Origin of the sequence: Pseudacidobacterium ailaaui (assembly GCF_000688455.1) — a bacterium.
Taxonomy (GTDB): Bacteria; Acidobacteriota; Terriglobia; order Terriglobales; family Acidobacteriaceae; genus Pseudacidobacterium; species Pseudacidobacterium ailaaui.
In genome coordinates this window covers 1,207,799-1,232,387 of record NZ_JIAL01000001.1, presented here as the reverse complement: position 1 = coordinate 1,232,387, position 24,589 = coordinate 1,207,799, and the positions used below count along the sequence as shown (strand labels likewise).

Sequence of the window (24,589 nt, the reverse complement as noted above, 5' to 3'; positions counted from 1 at the left end):
TCCTGTACCCCTGTTCCGACAGCTTAAAACTTCAATTTGAGCGCAAATTGCATGGAGCGTGGAGACCCAATCTGATAGAGGCTGCTGAATCCCCCATCTGCTCCCCCGGAGCCAAGGCTATCAGCGAGGCTGTGCGCAGAAATCCCAAACAGGGAATTATTCAGCAGATTGCGACCATCCGATTGTGTGCCAATGTCGCCAAACATCGGATGGTTAAAGATATTGAACGCCTCAGCGCGAAATTCGAGCGAGACACTTTCGCGGATAGGGAAAGTCCTGCGAAGGGCAAGGTCTTCCTGTACCGCGTCGAAGCCGCGCAACTGGTTCCGCCCCAGATTGCCCTGTGTGAATGTACTTGCAGGAGTAGAGAAATGAGCAGGATTCAGACGTTTTCCGCCTGGGCAGCGTGCTCCACCATTTGCGGCCGCACATGCAGGTCCGTAAATGTAAAGCGGTTCACTGGTCACAACGTCCGGACGCTGATTGATGGCGTCGTTGTTCCAGACCAGTCCGAAGGAATATTGCCCGGTGGTGATATTGACGGGCTGTGCTGAGTTGGAGCGGAAGAGGCTGTCCACCGCCCATCCATTGGTCAGATAATTTACAAAATGGTTGCTCGTGTGTGTCCCCGGTAATTCATAGCTTGCTGCTGCGGAGAAGGTGTTGCGCACGTCATAGTCCGAGTTTCCGCGGTCAAGGTCCGGGTTGTAAACCGTGTAGTAGGGATTGGGCAGCGCCACGCTGGAGCCATTGTCCAGAGCGTGGGCCCAGGTATAGGAAGCAAGCACCTGTACATGCCTCCACATCCGCTGCCGGAACTGGGCTTGCAGGGAGTGATAATTTGACCATCCCTGATTGGTCACGACATCAAGATACTGGAAGTTGGGATTGCCTCCCATCGCAGGTTGCAGCATGTCGCGTCGCAGCAGATCAGAACCCACATTGCCTACATAGCCGATCTGGAAAGCGCGTGATTCCCCCAATGCCTGTTCAAGAGAAACATTCCATTGATAGACTTTCGGGTCTCTCAGGTCCGGTTCAAAAGCAAAGACGAAGCTGTAAGGGGGATCAAGAGTAAAAGGTACAGGAGCAGCATTGGCCTGACTTACGGGGTATGTGCCGTCAGCCCCGTAGAGATATTTGCTGCGGGAATAGGGGAAACCCAGGGTCCCCTGTGCACCCTGCTGGTTGCCCAGGCCATAGAAGATGCCGCCTGCCGCCCGCAGCACAACCTCTCTGCCCGGAGTGTTGCGGAGCACATAGGAAATTCCAAGGCGCGGAGCAAAGTTATGCTTGCTTGCATGCCATAGCGGAGTGCCTTTCGGAGCCAGGGCCACATTGGCAGGGTCATTGAGGTTCAAGGCGGTATAGAAGGGATGCCCCGAATCTTCGCCCGGGGGCGGATCATAGTCCCAGCGTACGCCATAGGTCATCGTGAACCTGGGAGAGACCTGCCAGGAGTCCTGCGCAAAGAAGGACAGATCATAGAAGATGGGGCGCAACTCAGTCGTGTCTGTCGTATCCACCCCGGCGTAGACCGGGACGTGCGTCAGTAACGCGGCAAACGAATCGAAGTCATAGGAGATGTCCCAGGGACGATAACCGTTCTTCGGCGTCAGGCGGCGGTAGTCCACGCCGAACTTCATATTGTGCCGACCTTTGGCCCAGCTCACGGTGTCTACAAAATTCAACTGCCGCTGATGGTTGGTAGCGTCGTTGCCTACGTAATAGTCGGTACTGCCGTCGTTGAAAAAGACGGCAAATACTGAGTCCGCAGTTGAGTAGGCCGGGTTGGATTGAAACAGATAAGAATCAGAAGGAACGGTAGCACCGCCAAAGTTGGTGGCATTCACTACCGTTGCGCCTTTCGCATGGCTGAGATTGAAGCGAAAATCATTCACAATACTGGCCGTTGGTATGTAAGTAAGGCCGGCCGTTGTCGTATCTACGTTGGAGATGGTATGGCTCAGCGTGGACCGCGTGTAGAAGTCGAAGGCGCCATACTGTGCTCCGTTCGATGGGGCATAGTCCCCGCGTATGAACGCGGTCAGCTTCGAGCTGATGGCGTAGTCCAGCCGCAGGCTGGTCGCATCCAGCGTTGAGGGATTAGAAAATGTCGTTGCAAAGATAGCTGTGTCTGCGCCGGGAGCATCATTGTTTGGATACCCGGGCAGCCCGTGGCTCGGCAGTGGGTATGCATTGAGCAGTGGGGCCACCACGGAATCGGCCCGTGCGCGCAGTGAAGTAGAAGGCACAATGTCTTGCCGCGACTCCGGCACGCGCAGCCGCAGGCCCTCGTAAGAGAAGAAGAAGAACAGCTTGTCCCGCCAGATGGGGCCGCCAAATACGCCGCCAAAATCATTCTGCTTTTCTGCAGGCCGCGGTAGACCGGCGTTGTTGTTGTACCAGTTGTTAGCGTCAAAGATATCGTTCCGGATATATTCAAAAGCTGTTCCATGGAACTGGTTGGTTCCCGAGCGAGTGACGATGGACAGCTGTGCTCCTGGCGTCCGTCCGTATTCCGGGTCAAAGGACGAAGTCTGGATCTTATACTCCTGCATGGCGTCGATAGAGACCAGGTTATTGTAACCGCCATTGTTACTTGTAGCCTGGGCCGCTCCCGCGCCTGCGGAACCAAGATAAACATTGCTTCCCTGCGTAATGCCCACGTTCGCGCTCACACCATCAATGGAAAAGTAGTTGGCATCAGTACGCTGGCCGTTGACGCTGAACTGTCCGGAATTGGTGTAGTAGGTCTTCGCGGTCACGTTTCCGGGAGTAAGCGCAATCAGCGCCTGGAAGCTGCGTCCGTTTAACGGCATGTTTTCTACAAAGTGACGGTCCACTGTTGTGGTCACAGCGGCGGAAGTATCCAGGTTCATGCTGGAGCTCGCATTCACGGTCACGGTCTCATTAGAAGATCCTACGGAAAGCGTGAAATTGACCTCCAGTTTGTCCTGCACATGCAGGTCAACATCAGGGTTGACCTCGATCTTGAAACCCTCTTTTTGGACCTCGATCTTATAGCGGCTCGGGTGCAGAGTCGAAAAAACATAGGAGCCACTGTCGTTCGTCTTCGTCATGATGGAAACGCCGGTGCCGACGTTGATGGCCGTAACCGTAGCTCCTGCCACGGAGGCTCCCTGTGAATCTATGACCTGACCATGGATGCTGCCACTTTCAATCTGGGCCTGAAGAGAAAAATGTGCTGAGAAACACATCGTCAGCAGCATGATGATAAGTTGCAAATTGCGCTTTCTCATGGCGTATCCCCCAAAGATTAAGATTTATTGCTTTGCTGCCTGTTTTTGCTCTTTTGCTTCCTCGTTCTTCACTGTGAGTGATTACTCTTTGCGGCCGGAATTCTGCCTGCGGATCATGGCGGCCAATGCCACATCCTCTTCCCGGCCGCGTTTTTCCAGATGCTCTGCTACTGCCAGAGCATCTTTCAACGGCTCATCCTGGCCCAGTTTGAATTTCGCTTCGATTCGATCGATGTGAAATTCAAAGCCAACGATGGCCTTATAGCGGCGTGTTATGGCCTCCCGTTCAATCTCATGGGTCTGCCATCCTCTCGGCACTGGAGCCTCCATCACCTGTGTAAGCCATTCGACGCATGCATCCAGCGCGGCCTCATCCTGTATCTTGATCCGTCCGTAGCAGTGCACCGCTGTGTAGTAATAGGTAGACGGCATGTCGCGGTTTGGATACCAACTCGCTGTTACATAGCTGTATGGCCCCTCGAAGATGGCAAGATGCGGAACACTGCTCTCTTGCAGCAGGAGCGCATGTTCGTTGGCCCGTGCAAGGTGCCCTACTAACACCGTTTTGTCTTCGCGCCTGTGATCGAACAACAAGGGCAGGTTCGTCGCCAACGGACCCTTCGCTCCGTTGCTGACCAGCAGCGCCCAGGGGTTCTTCTCGATCAATTCCAATGCATCCTGCTCTGAAAGTGGCCGCCAACATGGCCGAACAAACATCTGCTTCACCTCTCAGCTACGGTTCGTAGCGTTGATACACAATCTCACCGCCGGAGACGGTCATTTCGACCTTCACGTCCTGAATCCGCACGGGGTCGATGTGAAAAATGTCTTCTGACAGCACGGTGAAGTCCGCCAGCTTGCCGGCTTCAAGAGACCCTTTTTCGCTGTCCTGACTTTCCGCATAAGCCGAGCCGACCGTATAAGCATGTACGGCTTCCGGCACGGTGATTTTCTGTTCAGGGATCCAGCCTCCTGGATGTTTTCCGTCCAGTGTGCGCCGCGTTACTGCCGCATAGATTCCCGCCAGAGGGTTCATTGGCGCGACAAACCAATCAGAACCAAAAGCCAGCGTGGTCCCTGCATCCAGCAGCGAGCGAAATGCATAAGTGGTCAGGGCCCGCTGCGGGCCAATGCGCCTTTCCGCCCAGCGGCCGTCGTCGATGCAATGGTAGGGCTGCACTGAGGCAATCACGTGTAACTGCGCAAAGCGTGGAATGTCTTCTGGGCGCAGATGCTGTGCATGTTCAATCCTCAACCTGCGGTCAGCTGGACCATTTTCTTTTTCCAGCCGCTCATACATGTCGAGAATGGTTTTGTTGGCCCGGTCGCCAATCGCATGGGTAGCAATGTGTAGTCCTGCCCGGTCTGCGGCGACCATTTCTGCATACATTTGCTCAGGATTTCGAAGTTCGTCACTGGGCACGCCGCTGGTGTCTGGAGCATCGTCATAGGGCTGGAAGAACCAGGCAGTGGCTGATCCCAGGGAACCATCGGCAAAGGCCTTCAAGGAGCCAAGTACCAGATGGTCGTTGCCGAAATTCGTCATAATCCCCAGGTCTGCCAACCGGTGATACTGGCTGAGAGGAAACCGCGCAGAAACCCGGACTTTGAGTTTGCCTTCTTCAAGCAGGCGCTGATAACCGCGCACAACCAGGGCCTGCATGTCAGCCGCTTTGGCTCCGGTGAAGCCCATGTCCTGAACACTGGTCACGCCATTTTCCAGCGCGTATTTCTGCGCTGCCAGGAGTGCGGTATCAATTTGCGCATCGGTAGGCGGTGGAATGACCCTCTCAATCAGGTCCTTGGCCGCATCCTTGAAAATGCCTGTCGGATTGCCGTCCTTGTCCCGCACAATTACGCCGCCGGGAAGATCTTTTGTTGCTTTCGTGATGCCGGCCAGTTTCATGGCGAGGGCATTGGCCAGCATCATATGGCCGTCAGAGCGGTTCACCCATACCGGATTGTTCGGTGTCACATCATCAATCAGCTCATGGGTCGGCAGCCGGACAGGCGACCATTTTTCCTCGTCCCAATTGCCGTCCACAATCCATTCGCCTTTGGGGCGGGTACGGGCAAAGTCGGCAATTCTCTGACGGAACTGGGCTTCACTTGTGACATCGCGCAACTGCACACTGGCAAGGCCTTGTCCACCCCAGAAAAAATGAACATGGGCATCGTTAAAGCCAGGGACCACGCGGCGTCCCTGAAGGTCCAAAATTTTGGTTCCGGGTCCGGCCAGTTTGCTGACCATCTCGGAGCTTCCCACCGCCACAATCCGGTGATGGCTCACCGCAATGGCTTCGGCCTCTGGCTGACTGGGGTTTTCCGTCCAGATTTTTCCGTGTGTCGCAATCATGTCCACCTGAGCAGGTGCCCTGTACATCGGTGAAAGAGATGTCAGGAGAGTTCCACAGAGAAACAGTAGTTGTTTTTGCATCACTCCTCGGTCTACCTAGAGAACGCTTGTATTTTCCGGAAGAGTTTCCCGTCCGGAATGAAAATCTGATGACGCAACCATACCGTATCTACCCGGCCCTGAAGTTAGAAACAAGCAAAGCCATGAAAGACCGACAGACAGTTTCGGGAGAGGTGGATTGGTGAAAAAGTATCCTGAACTGTGGTCCCAGTAAAGGTCCAGAAAATGACGTTATACTAGGTCCAGCTTTTGCTTTATGAAGACCCTGGAAACAATTGACATTCATCGCAGTCATGGGTCTTCCTTACAGTCCAGCCTGGCCATGCAGTTGAAGATGATGATCCAGCGTGGCGAGCTTCGGGCTGGTGAGCGGATGCCCTCAAGCCGAGAGCTGGCGGCGACGCTGCGTGTTTCGCGCAATACAGTGATTGCGGCCTACGACGTTCTCATCGGTGAGGGATACCTGGAAAGCGAGCTGCGCAGCGGCGTTTATGTAGGAAGGGCAGCCCAGGCTTTTCAGTTGCAGCGTTCTGTCCGCGGGGCCCCGCGCAAAACGCCGGGCCTTGAGGGTGCAGGGCCTCATCTCCAGTTTCGTGCTCCGTTGCCCTTTCGCCCCTCCCAGCCCGATGTCCGTCTCTTTCCTCTTCAAATCTGGAACCGTCATCGCGGCCGCGTGCTCAAGCAAAACCCGAATCTTCTGCATTACCAGTCCATCTTTTCTTCGGGATTCGATAAGCTCCGTCAGAACATTGCAGCGTATCTCCGTGACAGCAGAGGGGTCCGCTGCGACTGGCGCGAAATTGTGATTACCTCCGGATCGCAGCAGGCGTTATTTCTCCTTGGACATTTGCTGCTCCAGCCTGGAAGCCGCGTCTACATGGAAGATCCCGGATATCTGGGCGCGCGTCTGGCCTTTCGGCAGGCCGGGGCAGAGGTCCTTCCTGCTCCGGTCGATCAGGAGGGCATTGTTCTGCCCGGACCCGAGCTGAAATCTCTGTCCTTCATTTATGTAACGCCTTCACGGCAGTTTCCTCTTGGCATCTGCATGTCTCTGGAACGGAGGCTGCTGTTGTTGCAAACGGCGGTCCGCCTGCGGACCTGGATCATCGAAGACGACTATGATTCAGAATTCCGCTACAGCAATCCTCCTTTGCCCAGCCTCCAGAATCTCGATAAACACCGGCGTGTCATTTACGTCGGCACATTTAGCAAAATCTTGTTTCCTTCGCTCCGGATTGGTTACGTGGTTCTCCCGCCGGGGCTGGTCGATCGATTTGCCAGCCTGAAGCATATTGCTGAAGACCATGGCCCATTGATGGACCAGGCCACCCTGGCCGAGTTTATGGAAAGCGGGGCTTTCGATACGCACCTGCGCCGTTGCCGCCGCCATTACGCCGAACGGCATGAAAGCTTTCTCGATGCCGTCTCCCGATATGGGCTTCCGCTGGAATTTCCCATTCAGGACGGTGGGATGAACATCGCTGGACTCTTTCCCCCAACGACGGACGATGCACATGCATCGGAGCAGCTCCGACTTCACGGCTTTGATGTCCCGCCGTTGTCCCGATACGCAATCACGCGGTCGCGGTCCGGGTTATTGTTCGGATTTACCTCCTTTGAACCAAAGGTGATTCAGCGAAGCCTGGGGAAAATTGCTGAGGTTTTAGAAAAAAGCGTTGCCAGAGGAGGCGGATAAAAGAAAAGCAGGTGGAAGACGAGCCGTAGGATTGATTCTGGGATGCAAACAACACCGATGAGCCAAATAGCTCCTGTGATGAGAGGCTATCGCGGCCGGCTGGCGCCTTCGCCGACTGGATTCCTGCACCTTGGCCATGCGCGTACATTCTGGACTGCCTATCAGCGCGCCCTTGCTGCAAACGGGACCCTTGTGTTGCGCGACGAAGACCTGGATTCCCAGCGCTCGAAGCCAGAATATGCCTGTGCCATGGTTGAAGACCTGCGTTGGCTAGGCATCCGCTGGCAGGAGGGCCCTGACATCGGCGGTCTCTATGCTCCATACCAGCAAAGTCGCCGTCGCGACCTGTATGTGGAGGCATGGCGGCATCTGGTCGAGGCGCAGTTGGTGTATCCCTGTTCTTGCTCGCGCAAGGACCTGGCCCGCAGTGCGCAGGCCCCGCATGAGGAAGACGATGAACCTGTCTATCCGGGGACCTGCCGCCCCGCAGAGAAAATCACCCTGCCTGCATCGCCCATAGGGCTGAACTGGCGCTTTCGTGTTCCGGATGGTGAGGAGATCGTTTTTCACGATGGTCATTTTGGACGGCGGAGCTATATGGCCGGACGTGATTTCGGTGATTTCCTTATTTGGCGGCGCGATGATCTTCCTTCCTACCAGCTTGCCGTTGTGGTCGATGATGCGGCCATGCGCATCACCGAAGTCGTGCGCGGTGCCGACCTGCTACGCTCTACGGCGCGGCAGATTCTGCTCTATCGTGCCCTGGGACTGGACCCTCCAGCCTGGTATCACTGTCCGTTGATGCGGGATGAAACCGGCCGCCGCCTGGCCAAGCGCCATGACGCGCTTTCCTTGAGGCGCCTGCGTGAGAAAGGCGTATGGCCAGAGGAAGTAATCAGCATGTTTGAATCATGAAAGATGCTCGCAGAGGAGAGGCAGCCCCTGTATTCTTAGACTTGCTTTTGTGTCAGACTTTGCACAATCAGTAAAACAGCAGGCCGACATCGTCAGGATCATCGGCGAATACGTGCGTCTGCGCAAGGCCGGCGCACAGAACTACAGCGGCCTCTGTCCTTTTCACAAAGAAAAAACGCCGTCCTTTTCCGTCCATTCCACGCGGCAATTCTTTCATTGTTTCGGATGCGGCGTCTCCGGAGACGTCTTCACCTTCATCCAGAAGATAGAAAACGTCAGCTTTCCTGAGGCCGTGCGGTTTGTCGCGCAGAAATGCGGCATCCCTTTGCCAAAACGCGAGTTCTCCTCAGAGGAAGAGGCGCAGGAAGGCCGCCTGCGGGCCAGGCTTCTGGAACTTCATGAGATTGCCTGCACGTGGTTTGAAGAGCAGCTGCGCTCGCCGGAAGGGGCCCTCGCCCGGGAATATCTTAGCGGACGCGGCCTTAGGCCCGAAGATATGAAGACCTTCCGCATTGGCTATGCACCGGACAATTTTCATGCCCTGCGCGAGCGGATGCAGGCCCTGGCAAACACAGAAATACTGCGTCTCTCCGGGTTGTTTTCCTTCAGGGAGCAGGAGGACGGATCGCCGGGGCCGCTCTATTCTCGCTTTCGCAAGCGCGTCACGTTTCCCATTGCCAACGAATCTGGGCGCATCATTGCTTTTACGGCGCGTGCGCTTGAAGCAGGCGAAAAGGCCGGCCCCAAATATCTCAACTCGCCGGAAACCCCGCTCTACTCCAAGAGCAATGTGCTCTTTAATCTTGACAAGGCGCGGCAGGCCATCCGCGAGTTGAATTTTGCCGTCCTGGTCGAAGGCCAGATGGACTGCATCTCGGCCTACCTGGCGGGCGTGCGGAATGTGATTGCCACCAGCGGCACTGCGTTTACTGAAGCGCAAGTGCGTCTGCTGGGCCGCTATACAAAGCAGGTGATCGTGAACTTTGATCCCGATAAGGCCGGTGCCAACGCTGCAGAAAAGTCCATCGCCCTTCTGACCGAAGAAGGCTTTCAAGTGCGCGTAGTCACGCTTGAAGGTGGGCTCGATCCTGACCGCTACATCCGGGAACAGGGACCGAAGGCCTACATTGCTGCCTTGCGTGGAGCAAAGCGGTATCAGGACTATCTTGTGGAACGGGCGCGGCAGCTTTATCCCCCGAACACAGCCAGCGCAAAAATCGAGGCGCTTAATTTTCTGCTTCCTCATATCCGGCGCATACCCAACCGTATTGCCCGGGATGAATTTGCCGCCGACGCCGCGCAGAAGCTGGGCATTGATTCCGCACTGGTCCGCGAGGAATTGAAACAGGCCGCGGCCAAACGACGCGATACTCTCGCCAGTGCCAGGCCCGCTGTCAGTGAGGCGGAAAAGATGATGCTGCGGGCGCTGGCTTCTCCCCCAGCCAGTGCTGAATTTCAGGCTGCCGCGGCAGCTTTCGACGCAAATGGGACCTACTTTGCAGGACTTACCGTTTCCCACATTCTTGGTCTTTTGCGGCACCGTAATGCACAGGAGCCAATGGATGTCCTTGCCGATCCGCGCGACCGCAGCCTGCTGGCCCAGGCGCTCATGGACGAGTTGTCTCCGCTGGATACAGAACACGTTGCCGCGGCACTTGAAACCCTGCGGCGTCGCTATCTGGAGCGCCGCCAGCGAGAGCTTCGCACTGCCATTGCTGAGGCCGAACGGAGGGGAGACAGCGCCTCGGTTTTACGCTTGACCGCAGAAAAAATGCAGGTGGACCGCGACCTGCGTGCATGAATCCTGGTCAGGTGCTTTTCCTTTGAAGGCACGCTGTCCCATCAGGAACGCGGCGCCTGCACTCGCATTTTCCTCCTGCTTTACAATGCCGTGCCGCTTCCGGCGGCGACGGGCCGCCGACGCTGCGTAATGTCCCCTCTGCCAAGTAGAATAGAAGTTGTGATGAGTACGAACCTGGTAACAGCTTTGACGGTCATGCTGGAAAAGGCCGCGCGCGAGGCCGGTCTGACCGTCCTCTCTGCCGAAGCCGGCAAGGACTTCAACGGGCACCCCACCGCGATCTTCAAGTTGGCGCTTTCTGCCGATGCACCTGCGGAGCGTACCCTGCAGCTTGAGCTGAGCGATGCCTTTGATTTTGAAAAACCACATCTTCTGCCGGAAATGACTTCGCACCTGCGCGAAGAGGCCAAACGCCTGCGCAATCCACGGCCAAACACATACGTTACACTGGCCGGACTCCCGGTCCGGTTCAGCGATTTTGGCTGGCCTTTCCATCGCTCGACTTCCGGTGCGGACACGTATATCGTCCATGGCATCGTCCATCTGGAAGACGGCACAAATTCTCCGCTGCATGCGAAGGTCTCCGCCAGCATGACGGTCACCTTTGCCGAAATCGTTCCGGCCCCCGAGCAGCCTTATGCGGAGACGTTCATTTACAACGCCATTCGCAAGACTTTTGACCAGGGACAACTTGAATTGCTCAGAAGCGGAAACCGGCAGCCGGTCCCTGTGACCACCCGATACTACAGCCGCTGGCAGAAGAAGTTTTTCTTTACAGACACGGACGACCAGTCGCGCATGGAGTTTCTGAAGCTCAAAACATATTGGCTTTCCGGTGTGCTGGGTAACTGCCAGCCGGTCTGGATTGCAGATCCGCGCGATGCGCAGTATCTGAACACCACTCCGGAAGAGCTGCAGCGCATGGCCACGGACCTGGAGAAGCAGGGTTGGATTTCTCTCCGCGAGGATTATGCCACGGCCTTGCCCGCGCTGATTGCGCTGACCGAGGAATATCATGCCAAGCTGCAGGCTGCGCTCGATATTACCAAGCCGACCTTCAACGAAGAAATGCGCCACGGTCACACAAATATGTGACCGAGAGATGTGCCTATTTTGTAAAGGAACAAAGCCTTGCCACTAAATTGCGGGATCGTTGGCCTGCCCAACGTAGGAAAAAGCACAATATTCAATGCGCTCACCTCGGCCAAAGCCCAGGCAGCCAACTATCCTTTCTGCACGATTGACCCGAACGTCGGTGTCGTCACCGTGCCCGACCCCCGTCTGGACAAGATTGCGGCCATCTTTCAGCCCAAGCGTGTCGTGCCCACCACCATGGAGTTCGTAGACATTGCCGGGCTGGTTGCGGGGGCCAGCAAGGGTGAAGGTCTGGGCAACCAGTTCCTCGGGCACATCCGCTCGACCGACGCCATTGCCCATGTCGTGCGCTGCTTTGATGATCCTAATGTCATTCATGTCGCTGGGAAGGTCAGCCCGTTGGATGATGTGGACGTCATCAATACAGAACTCCTGCTAGCGGACCTGGAAACGGTGGAAAAGCGCTATGCCAAGGTGGAGAAGGTCGCAAAGAATTCCACGGACGGGAAGGTGAAGGCCGAGGCCTCAGCGCTTGCCCAGCTTCGCGATGCTCTTCAGGAGGGAAGGCCTGCCCGGGTGGTGGCGTTGACCGAGGAGGAAAGGAGCGCGTCGCGCGATTTGCAGCTCATCACGGCCAAGCCGGTCCTCTATGTTGCCAACGTGGATGAATCCGGGCTCCGCTCCGGCAATGAATGGGTAGCAGCCGTGGAAAAGCGCGCGGCAGAAGAGGGCAGTCAGGTCGTCCGCATCTGTGGTGCCATGGAGGCCGAAATTGCGCAGCTTGATCCCCCCGAGCGCGCCGAATTTCTGCAGGAAATGGGGCTGGAAGAGCCAGGACTGGACCGCCTCATCCGGTCAGCTTACAAACTACTGGACCTGATTACCTACTTCACCGCCGGTCCGCAGGAGGCCCGGGCCTGGACCATCCGCCGCGGAACCAAGGCCCCGCAGGCCGCCGGCGTTATCCACTCGGATTTTGAACGCGGGTTTATTCGCGCCGAGGCGTATCATTGCGACGATCTCTTCGCGCTGGGCAGCGAGCAGGCAGTCAAGGAAAAAGGCCTCTACCGCTCCGAGGGGAAGGAATATATCGTCCGCGACGGAGATATCTTGTTCTTTAAATTCAATGTATAAATCGATTTTTACCTGCAAGCGCTACAGCATACTCAAGGGAGCCTGCAAACTTTCACCACGCTGTTCCGGTAGGGACAATCGAACTGTGTCGTAGCGCTGGAGCGCAGCAACAGCCAGGTCACTCCCATGGGTTTCAGCCGGGTCATGCGTTCGTGGTCACTGATGCCATCCAGACCCTCTTCAAGGTCACGCTGCTTCTTCCATTGGGGGGCCAGTGCTGGAAAGATGGCCACGACGCCGCCGTCTTTCAGGTCATCGACCAGTGCGCTGCGGGCTGCGGTCGCACGAAAGCCCTGGGTATCTTCCGCACCTGACTTTGTGTAGTTTGAGTCGAGGGCAAAGATGGCGTTCTGCGGCGTGTTGTAACGGATCCAGACGAAGGCCTGTTGCCACGGGTTGCGCGGAGCGGCAAAAGGCCATTCTACATGCGCCGAAGCTGGATATGTCTGACGCTGCACCAGCATCATCAGGCCTGCCGTGAACATCAGTGTCCCAGCGCCTACAATGGCCAGCCTTCCGCGAAAGAAGTGGGCGAGAAACCCACCCAGCAGCAGGACGCCAATCAGGTAAATCATCTGGAATGTCCGCAACGGCTGGATTCGCGCAAGGAAAAAACTGCCGCTCGTATGAATGAAACATACGGAGACCAGCCATGCCGTAGTCCCTGTCGCAATACAGGTCAGGCAGAGATTGCGCACGGCGAGGTTCTCGGAACGGAGGACTGCGACCAGCATCAGCAGCAGAGGAAGGGCCAGCCCCAGCCATTCAAACCAATGCCAGCAGGAAAGAAAGAAATAGCCGCGGGACAATGCCGCTACACGATACCCTTGCGGCAAGGCAGACTGCATCGTCCACACGTAGATGACAAAAGCGGAGAGAAATGCGGCGACGCAGGTGACGACAAGCCACGTCCAGTCCTCTTTGCTTACCAGCAGATAGACAAGAAGAAACGACGCCAGATACACCCCCATCAGCGGATGCATCAAGGAAACCAGCAGCAGCCACGCTGCAGTGCGAAGCCATGCGCGGTCCATGCAGGCCGCCAGCGCAAATAATGAAAAAGGCGTTGAAAACGAGCGCGCCGTTACGTAAGGGTCCATCAGAGTAAGTGCCGTTGCGGCGACGGGTAGCGTGAAGAGTACGCTTGCCAGCAGCGTGGCGCCCCATGGACGAACCCCGTCCTGAAAAATGCGCTGCGCCAGCCGCAGGGACCCAAGCAGAAATGCAAATACTGAGAGCAGGTACGCAGACAGCAGCGCCAGTTCAAGAGGAAGGTGAAAGGTCCGGATGGTCCAGGCGAACACATGGGAAAAGACCGAAAGACGTGTGTGTGCGGTGACGAAATCCGCGTCCACTTGAAAAAGCTGCGGGTTGAGCATGGCCCGGATTCCAGCCACATAGATTCCCGCATCATCCGCAAAGGGATGATACCCGTGGACGAGCAGGACCACTGGGGTCAAAAGTGTAATGAGAGCAAGCTCACTGACTGCGCTGACTCTGCTCCATAGCTGCGTGCGGGGAAAAGAAGGCGAAGCTAGCGTGGAAGACCGCAAATCGGCAACCTCATCGGAGAAATCCGGAAAACGGGGCAATCTGACTTAGACGGCAAATCTCCCGGAGATGTTTCGGTGGATGAAGAAATTTTGTATCTCCAGGATTTCTCCCGGCAAAAGGGTCTTTCAGCCGTCAATGCTTCTGGTAGCGCGACAACACACCTTGCAGCGTCACCACGCCTTCCAGTCTTCCTCTGCTGGCCCGATTCATGACCGGAAGCAGGGGCCAACGTTCGAAATGCGCCAGTGCGCTGTCCAGTGGCATGTCCGGAAAGAGGACAGGGACCCGCTCGGGAGGAAGGATGCTCTGCGTGGGAGCCTCGGGAGTGAGCGTTGCACTGGCTGAGATGAGTTCGTCCCGCGTCGTCACATAGCAGGAGCCGTCACACAACTGAATGATGCAGGCCGGTACGTGGTCCGCAGAAAGTGCGGCTGAGACTTTCTCGATGGGATCAGTACCCTGAAACACGGGAACATCCACGGGTTGCAAAGCGTCTTCCAGACTCAGCGCTGCCTCCTCGCGTTGCTCCTCCATGGAAGGCAGGTCCAGGCCGTCCTGCTTCGTGAGGACTTCAAAGATGGGAACGGGCTGCAATCCGCGGGAAAGCAGATAGGCGATGGTGTTGGAGAGCACAACGGGAACAATGATGGAATAGTTTCCACTGACCTCCAGCACCATGAAGACAGAGGTCAGCGGCGCGCGTAGAAATCCTGCAAAGAGCACACCCATTCCGACCAGTGCGTAGGACCCAATGGTCCCGGTCAGGTGCGGAAAGAAGTGCTTCTCAAATGCTCCCACTGAGGCGCCGAGCATAGCGCCGATAAAGAGCGTGGGAGCAAACATGCCCCCCGGAGTGCCGCTAGAGAACGAGAGCGTGGTTGCCAGGATCTTGAGCAGTCCGAGGGCAAACAGCAATTGCCAGGTAAACTGCGAGTGCATGGCCTGGTCGATGACTTCGTATCCGGGACCCATGACTTGCGGAAATCCAACAAATCCGACAAGCCCTACCAGCAACCCGGCGACGGCGGGCTGCCAATACTGCGTCCAGCGCGGCAACTGCCGCAGACGCGGACGCAGATATGCAAGGGCCTTCGAGAAGACCAGCGCAGAGAAGCCGCCGACTACGCCCAGCACGGCGTAAGCAATCAGCTCGCGGGGGTCCCGCAGCGTGACCGGAGGAATGCGGAAGATCGGCTCCGGCCCCCAGAACCATCGCGCGACCACAACGCTAGAAATGGCTGAAAGCACAATAGAGCCGAGAACAGCGGCACTCCAGCGGCCAATGACTTCTTCGATGACGAAGAGAATGGCTGAGATGGGGGCGTTAAAGGCGGCGGCGAGTCCGGCGGCGGCGCCAATCGGTGCAAAGAGGCGAAGCCGCTGTCTGGAAAGGTTCAGTCTGCGCGCTACCATCGAAGCCACGCCTGCACCAATCTGCAGGGAGGGATCCTCGGGACCCAGCGAATGCCCGCAGCCAATGGCAAGGGCGGATGTGACAAATTTCCCCACTACGGTCCGGAAAGAAATGTATCCGTTGTAGATATAAAGCGCAGCCTTGGTCTGGTTGACTCCGCTGCCGCGGGCTGCGGGAAAGAATCGCTGCACCAGTACTGCAACGGCCAGGCCAGCCAGCATCGGAGCAGCCAGCAGGCGATACTGTCCCGGATGCGGGGCCGAGCCGAGAGTAAGGATCTTGATCCACTCAATGGCAATTCGGAAGGAGACCACCAGCAACCCGGAGAGGATTCCGATGAAGATAGAAAGAACAAGAAACAGGCGCTCATCGCGCGTAGGAGCGATCTTCTGAATCTCAGTCTGGGTCAATTCTGGGGGCTTCATGGCTGCTCCACAGCTTCGGGGTTCTGTGCCATTTTCAGCAAGAGGGCATCATTTCCAGTGGGCGCGCCACACTGCTGTGCAGTGATGGTTTCTGTTTGGTAAACAAGCTGCATCAGCGTCTGTTCGAGTTGTGGGTCGCGTTCCAGTTGCATCAGGCGGATGGTCTTCGGCAACTGTTGCCACTGGTTGGCCAGGTCCTCTAAGGGCTGCGGCACGGTGGACTTCGTGCTGAGACAGGAGGCAAGCCTTTCCTGTGCCGTTTTTCGGTTGGCGAGTACGCGCTCAGCCCGTGCCCGGACGGTCAGGTCCTCGCCCGGATCGAGCATCAAAATATGATCGGAGTCAGCAAGCATATTGCGATACACAGTTTGCTGGTCGGAGGGGTATTTCTCAAAACCGGGGTGGTTCAAGGCCCGCTCAAGATACTGTTTGGCCAGCAGGAAGCGTCCCAGAGCATAGGCCGATCGCCCCGCTCCCAGCAGGGCGGCCAACTGGGGAGGTTTGTGCTGCAGCGCCTTCTGGTAGAGCTCCAGAGCATTCACCGGGTCCTGCGCTGACTCCAGCATTCCCGCAATCGTCATCTCGATGCTGGCATCATCCGGAGCATTTCCGGCTGCAATCAACAACTGCGTGCGCGCCTGCTCAAGATGCTTTTGGCTGATAAGATACTTTGCAAGTTCGAGGCGGACTTCGCGCCGGCGCACATAGCCATCGCCCTGCCAGGTGCCGTCGAGCGCTGCCTGATAGTGCTCCAAAGCCTGCGCCTGCTGTCCCTCTTTTGCTGCAAGTCTGGCCAATTCCAGATGGATCGGTCCATTGCCCGGCAGAGACTCAAGCAAGGTATTAAAGTAGGCCACCGCTTCCTGCGTGCGTCCGGAAGCGGCCAGCGCCTGGGCCAGCTCGATTTGTATCCGCTTGTCATCCGTATCATAGGCCAGCGCTGAACGCAGCGCCTGAATCGCCGCCTGCGGCTGGCCTGCCTGCAGTGCCTTCTCACCGCGGGCCAGCCAGCGTTGCTTCAGCTCCTCACGATGCACAGAAAACGAATGAAACAGTGCCAGCGTGATGAAGAACAGGACCACAACAATGGCAAAAAGGCTGGAGAGCGCCAGCGCGTCCCGGAATATGAGCCTCTGGCGCAGCTGCCGTTCTTCAGGAGAAAGCGCCGTTCGTAACGGAAAGAAGGGCATCCCTATTTAGAGTAACCCGGTGGGACAAGCCGACGATGTGGGCGTGTGGTCTTCGGCAAGGCCCATGCGCCCTTGTGGATAGTCATTTTCCCTCTCTTTTCGAGGATGCTAGGCCGTTGGGCACGCACCTCCTCAGGCATCTTACTGAAGGAGTACGATTACTTGTATAGGAGCCAATCATGGAACGGCGCGAATTTCTGAAGTCTGCGGCTTTCACGGCACTGGCCTCCACCCTTGTCCATGAAGCCCGTGGCGCTGCCGCGGGGATGCCGTATCGCACGCTCGGGCGCACGGGAGAAAAAGTATCGCTGGTCGGCCTTGGTGGTCATCACATTGGTCGCAAATACGTCTCTGAACAGGAAGGGATTCGCATCATCCGCACCGGGCTTGATTCCGGCGTAAATTTCCTGGACAACTGCTGGGACTACAACGATGGAGAGAGCGAGCGCCGGATGGGGCTTGCGCTCAAGGACGGCTATCGGCAGAAGGCCTTCCTGATGACCAAGCTCGATGGGCGCACAGCGAAATCTGCACAGGAGCAACTGGAGCAGTCGCTGCAACGGCTGCAAACCGACCATATTGACCTGATTCAGATTCACGAAGTCATTCGCATGGACGATCCGGAGCGCGTCTTTGCACCCGGCGGATCACTTGAGTATCTGGAGAAGGCGCGGAAAGAAGGCAAGGTGCGCTATATCGGGTTTACCGGACATAAAAGCCCGGAGATCCACCTGCACATGATCGAGACCGCCGAGAAGCACCACTACACATTTGATACGGTGCAGATGCCGCTCAATCCGCTGGATGCGCACTTCGACAGCTTTGCCGCAAAGGTGGTCCCTGTGGCGCGGAAGCACAACATGGGCATTCTTGCCATGAAACCGATGGGTGACGGACTTGTGTTGAAGACCAACACCGTGACTCCGGTAGAGTGTCTTCGCTACGCCATGCACCTGCCGGTAAGTGTGGTGATCACCGGATGTGACTCAATGCACATTCTGCAGCAGGCGCTCGATACGGCGAAGGACTTTCACGTAATGGATGAGGCCGAGTTGAACAGCATCCTGAAGAAGACAGAGACCGTTGCGCTGAATGGGCAGTTCGAGCTCTACAAGACATCGCATAACTTTGACGGGACCTTTCATAATCCGCAATGGCTGGGCTGATGGAACTTGCAGAAAAACAGAATCGGCTGGAACTGCGCCTGCGTGAGCTTGGCAGCCTGATTGTGGCCTATTCAGGCGGTGTGGACTCGGCCTATCTTGCCTATGCAGCGCACAAGGTTCTTGGCGAAAGGATGCTTGCTGTCATCGCGGACTCCGCCAGCCTGCCCCGCAGCCATTATCGTGATGCCATTGCCTTTGCGCAGGAGCACGGCATTCGCCTGCGCACCATCTCGACGCATGAGCTGGAGCGCGAAGAGTATGCGGTGAATCAGGCAGACCGCTGCTTCTACTGCAAAGACGAGCTTTTTACGGTGCTCGAAGTCGAGCGCAGGAAGCTGGGCTTTGCTGCTGTCGCTTATGGTTTGAATACCGACGACAAAAAAGACTTTCGGCCTGGCCAGCGCGCGGCCCAGCAGCATTCGGTTGCCGCTCCTCTGGCTGAAGCTGGGCTATCCAAAGGTGATGTCCGCCTGCTGGCGCGCGAAGCTGGATTGGCCGTATGGGACCGGCCTGCATCGGCCTGCCTTTCCTCGCGCATTGAGTACGGTCGCCGTGTCACTCCGGAAGCGCTGCGCATGGTCGAAGATGCCGAGGAGTCTCTGCGGGCCCTCGGGCTGCGGAACTTTCGCGTAAGGCATCATGGAAACATCGCTCGCATTGAGATTGCAGAGAATGAAATGGCGGCAGCGCTTGCCCCGGAGATGTTTCGCAAGATGGGTGCTGCGGTGCGCGCTGCTGGCTTTCCTTACGTTGCGGTAGATTGCGACGGGTATCGCTCCGGTTCGATGAATGAAATTCTTCCGCTGGAAGCGTTGATGAAAGCGGAAGGCAGTTAAACTGCAATCAGCTTCCGTACTGTTAAAAGAACAGGGCCTCTCAGGATTCAAAAAAGTTATGCGAATCGGATATCTTGATTGTTTCGCCGGAATCAGCGGAGACATGCTGCTGGGTGCTCTTGTGGATGCGGGCGTTTCCCGCTCCCTGCTCGAAGAGACCGTGCTGGCGCTGGACCTTGGCGCGTCCCTGCGGTTTTCTTCCGTAGACCGCAGCGGGATTACGGCGACGAAGGTGGACGTGATCGATGCAGCGGGCAAGGCTGCGGAGCACCAGCATCATCCTCATCCTCATCATCACCACCACCATCATCATCATGATCACGACCATTCCCCTCCAGAATTGCCATCTCGGCCGTCTGCGGGGGCAGCGCGAGCGAAGCAGGCCACACGCACACTCACAAGGGGCAACATCACGACCATCATCCTCACGTTCACGGGCGCACCTGGAAGCAGGTCCAGGAACTGATTCAGCGCGCACAGCTTTCTCCGCAGACCCGCGACCTGTCGCTACGTGCCTTTGCATTTCTGGCGCAGGCGGAAGCAAAAATCCACGGGGTCGAAGTCGAGGACGTTCATTTTCACGAGGTGGGCGCGGTCGATACCATCACCGACATTGTCTGTGCGGCAGCGGGGCTTTTGTCGCTTGGTGTAGACAAGTGGTACGCCTCGGCGGTGAACACGGGCAGCGGTTTTGTTGAATGTGCCCACGGTACTTTTCCCGTTCCCGCGCCCGCAACGGCCGAGCTGCTCAAAGGTGTTCCAACCTTCTCCACTGGCCCACAGAAAGAGATGACCACGCCTACCGGGGCCGCTCTGCTGAAGGCGCTTAATTGTGAGTTTGGGAATGTTCCGCCGTTTGCGGCAAGCACGATTGGCTATGGAGCGGGCACCCGCAACCCGGAGCGGTTTCCGAATGTACTGCGGCTGAGCATCGGAGACACCGCAGCGACAAAAGAGAGTGTGACGGTCCTCGAATGCGCGCTGGATGATGCCACTCCGCAGATCATCGCCTATGCGATGGACCGTGCTCTGGAAGCCGGTGCGCTTGATGTGATGTGTTCGCCCGTGGTGATGAAAAAGGGACGCATGGGCAGCCTTCTGACGCTCCTTTGCCGCGCTGACAAACGTCCTGCACTCGAAAATCTGCTTCTTACAGAAACAACCACGCTGGGGATTCGCGTGCATGAAGAAGAGCGCATCCTACTGGAGCGGCGGTTCATGGAAGCAGAAACGAAATATGGCCGGATCCGTATCAAGGTCGCCTCGCGGAATGGCGAAGACCTGAACCGGATGCCCGAATATGAGGACTGTCTCCGTGCCGCGCAGGAGCACCATGTGCCCTTGAAACAAGTGATGCAGGCGGCCTTGGCGGCGGCCTCTGATACAAGGGTGAAAGCATGACGCGCGACGCCATTCTGCAATTGCTTCAGGAAGTGGAGCGAGGTCATCTGGCGGCATCCGAAGCCCTGGAAAAGCTCAAGCATCTGCCTTATGAAGATGCCGGCTTCGCCAAAATTGATCATCACCGTTCGCTGCGTCTTGGCCTGCCGGAGGTCATCTACTCGGCAGGAAAGACCCCGGCACAGGTGTCAGAGATCTTTGCCCGCATGTCGCTTGCGGGAGGGGACGTCATCGCTACGCGCGCCGATATTGCTACCTGTCGCGCAGTGAAAGATCTGGTGCCGCAGGCGCAGTATCATGAGCAGGCGCGGATTGTGGGTCTGCGCCAGTCCGGCACTCTGCCGGAAGGCGGCCCCATCGCAGTGCTGTGTGCTGGCACCAGCGATGTTCCGGTGGCCGAGGAGGCCGCAGTCACGGCGGAATATCTTGGGCTGCGCGTCCTGCGTGTTCATGACATCGGCGTGGCCGGGCTGCACCGCCTGCTTGCACAGCGCGAAGTGCTGCGCGAAGCGCGTGTGGTAATTGTCTGTGCGGGAATGGAAGGCGCACTGCCCAGCGTCGTGGGCGGGCTGGTGGCCGCTCCGGTCATTGCCGTGCCTACCAGTGTGGGCTATGGCGCGGCCTTTGGAGGGCTGACGGCCCTGCTGGGAATGCTCAATTCCTGCTCCCCTAACGTAGCAGTTGTGAATATAGACAATGGGTTCGGCGCCGCCTATGTCGCGGCCATGATGGTGCGCTCCGTCGGTGTCTTGGCGGAAGCAGAAAAGACCTCGGCTTCTAGCCTTCGCGCCTGACCTCGGCGGCAATCCGGCGCAACTCGGGCAGAACATCGCCCAGTGCAGCGGCCTCCGCATTGCGCTGCCCCAAAGCAAAGTAGACCTTGCGGTACAGCGCGAAGAGGCGGTTGTAGACGGTGTGTGCCTTCGGGTTGGGTTCGACTGTTTTGTAGGGAAGGCACATCTTCTCCTGCGCGGCCTCGATGGTCGGGAAGGCCCCGGCGGCCAGCAAAGCAAAGATTCCTGAGCCAAGGCTGGTCGGGATCCCGGCCGGCACGAGTACCGGTTTACCCAGAACATCTGCGTAGATCTGGTTCAGCACAGCATTGTTCTGCGGAATGCCTCCTGCATTGATCACGCGGTCGACCGGGACCCCGTATTCCGCCATGCGTTCGAGGATAATGCGCGTATGGAATGCGGTGCCTTCGATGGCTGCATGAAGTTCATCCTGGGCCGTGTGCACAAGGTTCCATCCCAGCGTGATCCCACCCAGTTCGGAATTGACCAGCACGGTGCGGTCCCCGTTGTCCCAGCTCAGGCGCAACAGTCCGGTCTGCCCGGCGCGATAGGCTTCGAGTCCTTTGGAGAGTTCGGAGACTTTGTGTCCGGCGCGGCGCGCGATGGCCTCGAAGATGTCTCCGGTGGCAGAGAGTCCGGCCTCCACGCCGGTATAGTCCGGATGCACGCTGCCGGGGACGACTCCGCAGACCCCGGGCACAAGGTTGGCCTTTTTCTGCATGGCAATGATGCAGGTCGAGGTACCGACCACGTTGACCACATCCCCCTCGCGGCAGCCAGCGCCGATGGCGTCCCAGTGCGCGTCAAACGCACCGACGGGGATAGGAATTCCGGCACGGAGGCCGAGGGCCTCGGCCCATTTGGGCGAGAGGCGGCCAGCCAGCTTGTCTGATGTTTCGTAATCGCCCGCAAGCTTTTCGCGGATGCCATCAAAGAGTGGATCGAGTTTGGAAAGAAAATCCTGCGGCGGCAGACCGTTCCACTTTGGGTTCCACATCCACTTGTGGCCCATGGCGCAGACGCTGCGCTTCACCCGGGTCGCATCGGTGATACCGCAAAGCGTGGCTGCCACCATGTCGCAATGTTCCAGGGCAGTAAGAAAGCGGCTGCGTTTTTCCGGATTGTGCCTGAGCCAGTGCAGCAGCTTTGCAAATCCCCACTCATGGGAATAGACGCCCCCGCACCATTCGATGGCCTCAAGCTTTTCCTGGTGCGCGAGTTCGGTAATCTGCCGGGCCTCTTCCTTGGCGCGGTGGTCGCACCAAAGGTAGTAATCATCCAGCGGCTCCAGGTTTTCTCCCACAGGAATGACGCTGGATCCGGTCGTGTCGAGCGCCATGGCCTCAATCTGATGGCCGTCAATGCCGGCATCGGCAATGGCCTTGCGCGTGGCTTTTACCAGCGCGTCCATCTGGTCTTGATGGGACTGGGTAGCGTAGTCGGGGTCTTCGCGTTTGCGGTGAAGAGGATATTCGGCAATGGCTGTGCCAAGACGGCCCTTTTCGCTGTCAAGCAGCGTGACTCTTACGCTGAGTGTTCCAAAATCTACGCCTGCAACAATGGACATCTGTTTTCCTGATGTTGTCGGTTCTGAGATGGGACGCCCAGCCTTTGCGGGATGAGGAACGCATGGGGTTGGGCGTCCGGTTTCCTGCCGCTGGCCCGTACCGAAGACCTCTTCAGGCACCCTCGGGGCCGGCCGCTCTTTCGTGCGGCCGGTGTGCAGCAGACCTTTTTAAACGTTTATACTCCCGGATTCTCATGATAATGCATCTCCCATCCCAGGTAGCGCGTGGCCGCCTCATAGACGGGGCTGGCGACCGTGGAGAAGTTTGCTGCAACATGGTGCTCAAAGCCCTTCTCACAGATAAAGCGCAGTAGCTTCTGCATCTTCGGGATGCGCACCACACCTGCTCCGCCAAAGGTCTCCAAAGGATCTTTCGTAAACTCGCCTTCACCCACATAGCCGCGGATCTTGCCATGGAAGTCATCGGTCGAGAAGCGCAGATAGGTCATGGCGCCCGATTTTACCCGTCCCACGCAGGTGCCGAAGGTGTTTTCCTTGCCGACAGTCCCGGCGATGATCTCCTGAAAGTCCATCTTCACGTCTGCGAAGAAGTGCTTCGGCAGGTTCGAGCAGTGGAAGCAGACGGCCTTGTCCGGGTCCTCACCGTAGTTGTTGTTCCAGTCAAGCAGCGCACTGGGGGTCTCCGATGCCAGCGCGAGTCCATACATGCTGAGCACGCCGACCACGTCCACTTCGCAGGCGCTGGAAAACAGGTTCTCGCTCATCATGCTCATAATGGTGCAGGGCACGACGCCGAAGTATTCTTCCAGTGATGTCCAGCACTGGATGGCGCTGATGGTGCAATAAGTTTCCTTCATCCAGCCTTCAATTACCGCCCCCAGCTTGGCCATCTTCAGCAGGGCTGCCTCGGGAATGCCGCTGGTGGGTACATAGGCCTGGATGGCAGCGAGTTTGGCCTGGGCAGCGTCGTCGGTGTCCTTCATGCGATGGATGCGCCCTAGCACTTCAGACAGGTCCAGTGTCTCCACGGAGATGCCGTTCAGCTCCAGCAGCTTTTCGCTGTAGCGGACCGTATTGAAGGCCGCCGGGCGCGCACCAATGGCCCCTATGCGCAGGTTCCGGAAGCCATTGACCACGCGGCAGACAGCCGCAAACCAGGCAAGGTCTTTCCTGAAGGCCTCGGAGCTGGGCGAAACCGTGTGTAGGGCCGTCAGCGAGTAGGGGATGCCGTACTGCATCAGGTTGTTGCAGGCCGACATCTTTCCGCAGAAGCTGTCGCGGCGGTTGGCAATCTTCATGATGTCCGGACGGTCCGGCGTGGCCTGGACCAGCACCGGAACTTTCAGCGTGGAAAGCCGCAGCGCATCTACAATTGCGCGTTCCTCTCCGAAGTTCGGCAGTGTCACGATGACACCGTCAATCTCTTCCCGGTGCTTTTTGAACAGCTCGGCGCACTTCCGTGCATCGTCCGGCGTCTGTACGGCCCCGTGCAGGGTCTGCTCCGGCGAGAGAACAATGCTCTTGTAACCCGCCGCGTCGAGCACTTTGATCATCTCTTCGCGGCCCTCTTTGGCCAGGTGGTGCGGAAAAAATCCGCGGCTGCCAACAATCACTCCAAACGTCATTTGCTTTTTCATTGAGTGGGTTCCCTTTATAGATTTCCCTTGCAAAATCCACATCCGTGTTGGAATGTGAAGCACCCGCACCCTCTTGTCTTCTCGGAGTGCTGGGAAAACGGTCTTACTTCCTGGCCCGCGGCCAGAATTTCATCGTATAAGCCAGGCCTGCGATGGCCATCATGCCGCCCCACCACAGTGCAGGATGCAGGTCAAACAGTACTGGCGGATGCAGCGGCGGGTGCACCAGCTCCCAAAAACCCTCGGCGACAATAATGACGCCATAGAGCAGGAAGAGGACCCCGGCAAAGAACCAGATGGAGATTGTTTCGCGCATGTCTTGGC

19 protein-coding genes are annotated in these 24,589 nt (G+C 57.5%); 10 read left to right on the top strand and 9 right to left on the bottom strand.

Features of this window, described 5'->3' with window-relative positions; translation table 11 throughout:
* Window positions 1-23: 23 nt before the first annotated feature.
* The 3 genes from N655_RS0105455 to N655_RS0105445 all read right to left on the bottom strand — a co-directional run bounded on the left by N655_RS0105455 (window position 24) and on the right by N655_RS0105445 (window position 5,619).
* Window positions 24-3,263: a TonB-dependent receptor gene (locus tag N655_RS0105455; RefSeq protein ID WP_049961268.1), complete on the bottom strand. Its 3,240-nt coding sequence runs from the start codon at window positions 3,261-3,263 to the stop codon at window positions 24-26.
* 81 nt (window positions 3,264-3,344) lie between these two features.
* Window positions 3,345-3,980, bottom strand: a complete 636-nt coding sequence (locus tag N655_RS0105450) for an FMN-binding negative transcriptional regulator (RefSeq protein WP_081823589.1) — start codon at window positions 3,978-3,980, stop codon at window positions 3,345-3,347.
* A gap of 16 nt (window positions 3,981-3,996) precedes the next feature.
* Window positions 3,997-5,619 (bottom strand): amidohydrolase, encoded by a 1,623-nt coding sequence (locus N655_RS0105445; protein WP_238324514.1) that lies wholly within the window; start codon window positions 5,617-5,619, stop codon window positions 3,997-3,999.
* A gap of 316 nt (window positions 5,620-5,935) precedes the next feature.
* Here N655_RS0105445 and pdxR point away from each other — a divergent pair, with 316 nt between their 5' ends.
* From pdxR to ychF, 5 genes are all read left to right on the top strand, one after another.
* On the top strand, window positions 5,936-7,375 hold the full coding sequence (gene pdxR / locus N655_RS17475; RefSeq protein WP_049961267.1) for a MocR-like pyridoxine biosynthesis transcription factor PdxR: 1,440 nt from the start codon (window positions 5,936-5,938) through the stop codon (window positions 7,373-7,375).
* Between the two features lie 57 nt (window positions 7,376-7,432).
* The gene (gluQRS, locus tag N655_RS0105430) at window positions 7,433-8,290 is read left to right on the top strand and encodes a tRNA glutamyl-Q(34) synthetase GluQRS (RefSeq protein WP_238324512.1); all 858 of its coding nucleotides are present in this window, start codon (window positions 7,433-7,435) and stop codon (window positions 8,288-8,290) included.
* Window positions 8,291-8,339: 49 nt separating this feature from the next.
* A complete protein-coding gene (dnaG, locus tag N655_RS0105425; protein ID WP_026442170.1) occupies window positions 8,340-10,091 on the top strand; it encodes a DNA primase in 1,752 nt (583 codons plus the stop codon).
* 162 nt (window positions 10,092-10,253) lie between these two features.
* The gene (locus N655_RS17470; RefSeq protein ID WP_044934036.1) at window positions 10,254-11,186 is read left to right on the top strand and encodes a winged helix-turn-helix domain-containing protein; all 933 of its coding nucleotides are present in this window, start codon (window positions 10,254-10,256) and stop codon (window positions 11,184-11,186) included.
* Between the two features lie 36 nt (window positions 11,187-11,222).
* Window positions 11,223-12,320 carry a redox-regulated ATPase YchF gene (gene ychF, locus N655_RS0105415; RefSeq protein WP_026442169.1) on the top strand — a complete coding sequence of 366 codons (1,098 nt, stop codon included), beginning with the start codon at window positions 11,223-11,225 and terminating at the stop codon, window positions 12,318-12,320.
* Between the two features lie 32 nt (window positions 12,321-12,352).
* Here ychF and N655_RS0105410 read toward each other — a convergent pair whose 3' ends face one another.
* The 3 genes from N655_RS0105410 to N655_RS0105400 all read right to left on the bottom strand — a co-directional run bounded on the left by N655_RS0105410 (window position 12,353) and on the right by N655_RS0105400 (window position 16,903).
* Window positions 12,353-13,873 (bottom strand): hypothetical protein, encoded by a 1,521-nt coding sequence (locus N655_RS0105410; RefSeq protein WP_155987519.1) that lies wholly within the window; start codon window positions 13,871-13,873, stop codon window positions 12,353-12,355.
* A 133-nt stretch (window positions 13,874-14,006) separates the two neighbouring features.
* Window positions 14,007-15,713 carry a chloride channel protein gene (locus tag N655_RS0105405; RefSeq protein ID WP_026442167.1) on the bottom strand — a complete coding sequence of 569 codons (1,707 nt, stop codon included), beginning with the start codon at window positions 15,711-15,713 and terminating at the stop codon, window positions 14,007-14,009.
* On the bottom strand, window positions 15,710-16,903 hold the full coding sequence (locus N655_RS0105400; RefSeq protein WP_026442166.1) for a tetratricopeptide repeat protein: 1,194 nt from the start codon (window positions 16,901-16,903) through the stop codon (window positions 15,710-15,712). The genes N655_RS0105405 and N655_RS0105400 overlap by 4 nt, the downstream gene beginning before the upstream one ends.
* A gap of 179 nt (window positions 16,904-17,082) precedes the next feature.
* Between N655_RS0105400 and N655_RS0105395 the strand changes: the two genes are divergently transcribed.
* The 5 genes from N655_RS0105395 to larB are packed head-to-tail and all read left to right on the top strand — an operon-like array spanning window position 17,083 to window position 21,100.
* Entirely contained in the window at window positions 17,083-18,069 is a 987-nt protein-coding gene (locus N655_RS0105395; RefSeq protein WP_026442165.1) for an aldo/keto reductase, read from the top strand.
* Complete coding sequence (gene larE, locus N655_RS0105390; protein WP_026442164.1) at window positions 18,069-18,905, top strand: ATP-dependent sacrificial sulfur transferase LarE; 837 nt, start codon at window positions 18,069-18,071, stop codon at window positions 18,903-18,905. Before N655_RS0105395 ends, larE begins: the two co-directional genes overlap by 1 nt.
* Window positions 18,906-18,963: 58 nt before the next feature.
* Window positions 18,964-19,371: a nickel insertion protein gene (gene larC, locus N655_RS21170; RefSeq protein WP_238324510.1), complete on the top strand. Its 408-nt coding sequence runs from the start codon at window positions 18,964-18,966 to the stop codon at window positions 19,369-19,371.
* Entirely contained in the window at window positions 19,368-20,306 is a 939-nt protein-coding gene (gene larC, locus N655_RS17465; protein WP_432757651.1) for a nickel pincer cofactor biosynthesis protein LarC, read from the top strand. The genes larC (N655_RS21170) and larC (N655_RS17465) overlap by 4 nt, the downstream gene beginning before the upstream one ends.
* Window positions 20,303-21,100, top strand: a complete 798-nt coding sequence (gene larB / locus N655_RS0105375; protein WP_026442162.1) for a nickel pincer cofactor biosynthesis protein LarB — start codon at window positions 20,303-20,305, stop codon at window positions 21,098-21,100. The genes larC (N655_RS17465) and larB overlap by 4 nt, the downstream gene beginning before the upstream one ends.
* Here the strand turns inward: larB and N655_RS0105370 are convergent.
* From N655_RS0105370 to N655_RS0105360, 3 genes are all read right to left on the bottom strand, one after another.
* Window positions 21,084-22,667, bottom strand: coding sequence for a ribulokinase (locus N655_RS0105370; protein ID WP_026442161.1), 1,584 nt, complete (start codon window positions 22,665-22,667; stop codon window positions 21,084-21,086). The two genes, larB and N655_RS0105370, sit on opposite strands and share 17 nt — an antisense overlap.
* Window positions 22,668-22,843: 176 nt before the next feature.
* Entirely contained in the window at window positions 22,844-24,265 is a 1,422-nt protein-coding gene (locus tag N655_RS0105365) for an L-fucose/L-arabinose isomerase family protein (RefSeq protein ID WP_026442160.1), read from the bottom strand.
* Between the two features lie 103 nt (window positions 24,266-24,368).
* Window positions 24,369-24,581 carry a hypothetical protein gene (locus N655_RS0105360; protein ID WP_026442159.1) on the bottom strand — a complete coding sequence of 71 codons (213 nt, stop codon included), beginning with the start codon at window positions 24,579-24,581 and terminating at the stop codon, window positions 24,369-24,371.
* Between the last annotated feature and the right edge of the window lie 8 nt (window positions 24,582-24,589).